The sequence below is a fragment of the Streptomyces sp. TRM49041 genome (genome assembly GCF_008271805.1).
Taxonomy (GTDB): Bacteria; Actinomycetota; Actinomycetes; order Streptomycetales; family Streptomycetaceae; genus Streptomyces.
In genome coordinates this window covers 1-4,956 of the sequence record NZ_VSRY01000119.1, presented here as the reverse complement: position 1 = coordinate 4,956, position 4,956 = coordinate 1, and the positions used below count along the sequence as shown (strand labels likewise).

Here is a 4,956-nt window from a genome sequence, read left to right as displayed (position 1 = left end):
CTTGATCTTTAACCTTGCGGGTCGAACGGCTCCTCGTACTTGATCACTCGGACCGGTAACTGCCGTACGCGCAGACGGCCTTCGGCTGAGCATGTGCTCCGACCAAGGAACACACACACCCAGCACGAAGGCCGTGGGGATGAGTCTGTTGCATCATGCTGTCCGGCAGGATCCGTTTGCGGAACTGTCACGCTTCCGGGGTGAGTTCCACTCCTGCCTGACCCGACGTGCGGATGCATTGTTCGAGCTGGCGGACGCCGTGTTGTGTGCGGACGGCCCGGTCCGGTCGCTGGTGGAGCTGTCGCTGGTGGGTGAACACCGTCGTGGGCATGGTGGACTCTACGACGCCCTGGCTGCGGGCCGGCTGGACGTGGCCCGGCTGCGGCGGGCCCTGGCCGCGGTGCCTTTGCCGCGGGCGGCGGACGGACGGCTGGTGCTGGCCGCCGACATCACCTGCTGGCTGCGGCCCGACGCGCACACCTCACCGCAGCGGATCCTGTGCCATACCTATGGGCGGGGCAAGGACCAGCACATTCCCGTTCCTGGCTGGCCGTATTCGGTGATCTGCGCGCTGGAGACGGGCCGCAGTTCATGGACCGCGCCGCTGGACGCATTGCGTCTGGCCCCGGGCGACGATGCCGCGACCGTCACTGCTCGGCAGATGCGCGAGCTCATCGAGCGCCTGATTGCAGCCGGGCAGTGGCACGACGGCGACCTGGACGTCCTCATCGTGGTGGACGCCGGTTACGACGTGCCCCGCCTGGCCTTCCTTCTACGGGATCTGCCGGTGCAGGTGCTGGGCCGGATGCGCTCGGACCGTGTCCTTCGTCGCGCGGTCCCGCCACGGGAACCTGGCACCCGTGGCCGTCCACCGCGTCACGGGGGCGAGTTCGTGTTCGGTGATCCCACCACCTGGAACACCCCCGACGCAGCAACGGTGACCGCGACGCGTCTCTACGGCACCGCCACGGCCCGGGCATGGGACCGCCTCCACCCGAGACTGACCCACCGCTCCGCCTGGACCGCCCAGCTCGGCGCCCTGCCGGTGATCGAGGGCACCGCGATCCGCCTGCAGGTCGACCACCTGCCCAGCGGCGCGACACCGAAGCCGGTGTGGCTGTGGTGGTCGGGCACCGACGCCACCGAGACGGAAGTCGACCTGCTCTGGCAGGTGTTCCTACGGCGGTTCGACATCGAGCACACATTCCGGCTCTTCAAGCAGACGCTCGGGTGGACCTGCCCGAAGATCCGCAGCCCCGAGGCCGCCGACCGGTGGACCTGGCTGATCCTCGCCGCCTTCACCCAGCTCCGGCTCGCTCGCCCACTGGCGGCCGACCTCCGCCGGCCGTGGGAGAAACCCAGCCCGCCCGACAGGCTCACTCCCGCCCGGGTCCGCCGCGACTTCCGGCACCTCCGCCCCAAGGCCGCCTGCCCCGCCGAAGCACCGAAAACCTCCCGCCCCGGCCCAGGGCGTCCGCCGGGTCGCAAGAACACCCGACCCACCCCACGCCACGACGTGCACACAGTCGGCAAACCGGACTCCGCAAAGCGACGAACGAAGAAGACAACGACCCCGCGTCCACGCCGCACAGGTTAAAGATCAAGCTAGCTGCATGAGCTGTTGGAGCAGCAGGAGCAGCCCTTGACCTTGACGTCGTCGATGACAGGGCCGTAGGCCGTGGGCCCGGACGTGCTGGCGAACGTCAGCTTCGTGGAAGGGCGGTTGGCCACGAACGTGAACTGCCGCGTCACATATCCCATGTTCGCGTATGTCTTGCCGGCGGTGTTGAAGGTGAAGTCCTGGAAGTTCTGCCCGTCGATGCGGACTTCGCCCGTCTTCACGGTCGGCGCACCCGCAGGATTGCCGGCGAGCGAGTACGTCACGGTGTACTTCGTCCCGGGCTCCGTCGTGAACGTCTGGGACAACGTGCCCGCGGTGCCGCCGTTGAGGTCCACCGACTGTTCGCCCTCCCCAGCCTGCCAGAAGCCGTCGTCGACCAGGTCGACGCTCCCGCTCTCGACCTGCCACAGGCCCATCGTCTGACCTGCGAAGTAGGTCGAAAACAAGTTCGACGGGGCGGTGGGTGTTTCGAAGCTGCCGTTGGTAAAGGCGGTGGTGGCGGCCTGGGCTGCCACCGTGCGGGCCGAGTGGGCGCTGTGAGCAGGGGATGCCGCAGCGGTACCGACGCCTGCAAGCAGACCGGCCGCGGCGAGTGCAGCGTAGAGACGCTTGGACAGCATGGGAACCTTCCGATAAGGGGGCGAAACGACTGGACGGACAGAAACTCCCACGGTCATCCGCATCTGACGTCGGCAGACACACAGGCATCCGTGTGAGCGATATCCAGCCATCGAGCCATGCAACGGGTACGCGGCCGGGACTCGTGGCCACGGCAGTTTGCGGGAGTGCACGGCGCTCCCGATCTCCGCGCCATCGACGCAAGCACCAACCCGGTGAACCTTCCCCGGCCACCACACTGACCGTGGACCTCTCGGACGAGCCCGGGCGGCCATTCCGGGTTACCGCCCAGTGGTTTCCCCGACGGGTCGGCGAACCTCTGCATCGCCAACATGGACTTCGCCGACGCCGCCGACGACTCAGGCACGTTCCGGGGCTTAGGTAATGAGTATTGGCTCACCAGGCCAGATCACACAGCCGAAACTCGGGACGGCCGATCCCGTCGGATCGCAGCACCGTCGACAGCCCCTCGGCCGCGGAATCCCGCCTCCCCCGCAGGCACTGGCCTCCGCTGATGCCCCATCACTCGTCAATCAGCGGACCAATCAACTTGCGCAGCTGGTCTTCATTCATTGCCATCAAAGCCCTCGCTGCAACCTTCCCATCCCTGTCCACCACGATAGTGGACGGGATCAACTGTGGATTCAAACTCCCCTTCGGAAATTCTAGAATCATCTTTCCATACGGGTCATAGAAGCTCGGATAAGGGACACCGAAATCCTGCTCGAACTTGATCGGCTCAACCTTGTCGCGATTACGCGTATTGATTCCGATGAATTCAACGCCCTTACTTTTAAGGTCTTTGGCCACCCTTGCGAAGTGTGGCGCCTCAGCGCGACATGGCGTACACCATGACCCCCAGACGTTGAGGACGACCACCTTCCCCTTATAATCCGCGAGGTCAAGCCTCTCACCATGCAGCGTTTCTCCGCTGAGCCGGGGGGCCACCTTTCGGTCCGCTTTTGAAACTGTCGCGATCCCGCCATTGCCGGTCACGAAACCGGCACCCCCGGATTCGTGATCGACTGAGCCGCCGGAGGTGCATGCAGACAAGGCGAGCGCACACACGACGGAGAGCGCCAGATACCGCACAGGGTGCCGCACTCGCCGCCGAACAGAGATGACGGGCTTGATGTCGACAATCATGCAACTAGTCTGCCACGGAGCCGAACCACCCTAAGCAACGACACCTACAGCCAAGCCTTCTGGGCAGAATGACCAGAATGTCCAAATGTCCAAAACCCAACGACGAACGTTGCACCCCATTTCTTAGTCGATCTAGACTGCACCCGGCCAACGCAGGACACAAAGCAACTTCCTACCGGGGGGACCTGAATGCGAAAAGCCCTCAAGGCTTCGATAGCCGTGGCCTCGTGTGCTGCGCTATGGATCGGCGTGAACTCGAACAGCGCCTTCGCTGCAACCAAGTCGTTCAACTTATCCGGGTCGACCACTGGGCCATCCGGCGAGCGGCACTCCGGAGCCACCTCTGGCGCAGTCGGATTCTACAATCAGAGCGTCGGCTTCTCGGGAAGAATCACGTCCAACACGAGCCGCTGCATCTGAGGTTGAAAGGGTGGGGTGACAGCGGGCGTTGGCGGTGCTACATCCTCGTCATGAGGTATGCGGATGGCGGCGGGTTGACCGCCGTGGGGCGGGCGAAGCGTGAAGCGGTGCGCTTCGAGGCCGCGGAGATGTTCAAGCAGGGGGTGCGGCCGCCGGAGGTGGCCGGCAGATTGCGCGTGTCACGGAAGTCAGCGTATGCCTGGCACGCCTCCTGGCGTGAGGGTGGCAGAGCAGCCCTGACGTCCAAGGGGGCCGGCGGCTTTCCGTGCCGGCTGGGCGATGTTCAGGCGGAGCGGCTGCAGGCCGAGTTGGAGGCCGGGCCAACGGCGCATGGCTGGATGGAGGACCAGCGGTGGACCCTGGCGAGGGTCGCGGAGCTGATCCACAGACTGTTCGGGTACCGGTACACCCCGCGCGGGGTGTCGTACCTGCTGCACAGGCTCGGCTGGTCGCCGCAGGTCCCCGCGCACCGGGCCGTCGAGCGGGACGAGCAGGCCGTTGGGCTGTGGCGGACGGAGCAGTGGTCACGGGTAAGAGGACGGCCCAGCTCCTGGGCGCGTGGGTAGTCTTCGAGGACGAGGCCGGGCAGGACCTGAAACCCGGAAAGGGCCGGACCTGGTCGCGACGCGGGCAAACGCCGCTGGTCAGGGTCACGGGCAAGGGTTCCGGCCGGGTCCTGATGGCCGGGATGATCTGCATCAGACCGGGACGCGAGACCAGGCTGATCTACCGGACCCAGACGTACCGGGGCCGTACCGGCGAGAAGAAGGGCTTTCGCGCCCGCGAGTTCGCGGACCTGCTGACCTCCGCCCGTCGGCAACTCGGCGGTGCCCCGCTGATCGTGGTGTGGGACAACGCCAGCACCCACCACGCCAAAGCCTTGCGGAAGTTCTGCGAGCGCAACAGCGAGTGGCTGACCATCGTCAAGCTGCCGCCATACGCACCCGACCTCAACCCCGTCGAAGGCGTGTGGGCCCACCTGAAGAAGTCCCTGGCCAACCTCGCACCCCACACAATCGACGACCTCACTCCGCTCGTGAAGAACCGCTTGCGCGGCATCCAACGCCGCCCCGAAGTCCTCAACGGCTTCATAGCCGAGACCGGACTGGCACTGGAGCCCCCGTAGCGTCACCCCACCCTTTCAACCTCAG

General features: G+C 65.8%; 5 protein-coding genes. 3 read left to right on the top strand and 2 right to left on the bottom strand.

Translation table 11 applies throughout. The features are described from left to right. Positions 1 to 139: 139 nt before the first annotated feature. Positions 140 to 1,597 (top strand): NF041680 family putative transposase, encoded by a 1,458-nt coding sequence (locus tag FVS66_RS14140; RefSeq protein WP_149181364.1) that lies wholly within the window; start codon positions 140 to 142, stop codon positions 1,595 to 1,597. A gap of 8 nt (positions 1,598 to 1,605) precedes the next feature. Here FVS66_RS14140 and FVS66_RS14135 read toward each other — a convergent pair whose 3' ends face one another. Together FVS66_RS14135 and FVS66_RS14130 are read right to left on the bottom strand one after the other, a co-directional pair. Then, positions 1,606 to 2,241, bottom strand: a complete 636-nt coding sequence (locus tag FVS66_RS14135; protein WP_149181545.1) for a choice-of-anchor C family protein — start codon at positions 2,239 to 2,241, stop codon at positions 1,606 to 1,608. 520 nt (positions 2,242 to 2,761) lie between these two features. Continuing rightward, positions 2,762 to 3,385: a TlpA disulfide reductase family protein gene (locus FVS66_RS14130; RefSeq protein ID WP_149181544.1), complete on the bottom strand. Its 624-nt coding sequence runs from the start codon at positions 3,383 to 3,385 to the stop codon at positions 2,762 to 2,764. 470 nt (positions 3,386 to 3,855) lie between these two features. Here FVS66_RS14130 and FVS66_RS14125 point away from each other — a divergent pair, with 470 nt between their 5' ends. After that, a complete protein-coding gene (locus FVS66_RS14125; protein ID WP_149181543.1) occupies positions 3,856 to 4,371 on the top strand; it encodes a winged helix-turn-helix domain-containing protein in 516 nt (171 codons plus the stop codon). Continuing rightward, positions 4,326 to 4,931, top strand: a complete 606-nt coding sequence (locus FVS66_RS14120) for an IS630 family transposase (RefSeq protein WP_149182005.1) — start codon at positions 4,326 to 4,328, stop codon at positions 4,929 to 4,931. The genes FVS66_RS14125 and FVS66_RS14120 overlap by 46 nt, the downstream gene beginning before the upstream one ends. Positions 4,932 to 4,956: the final 25 nt, after the last annotated feature.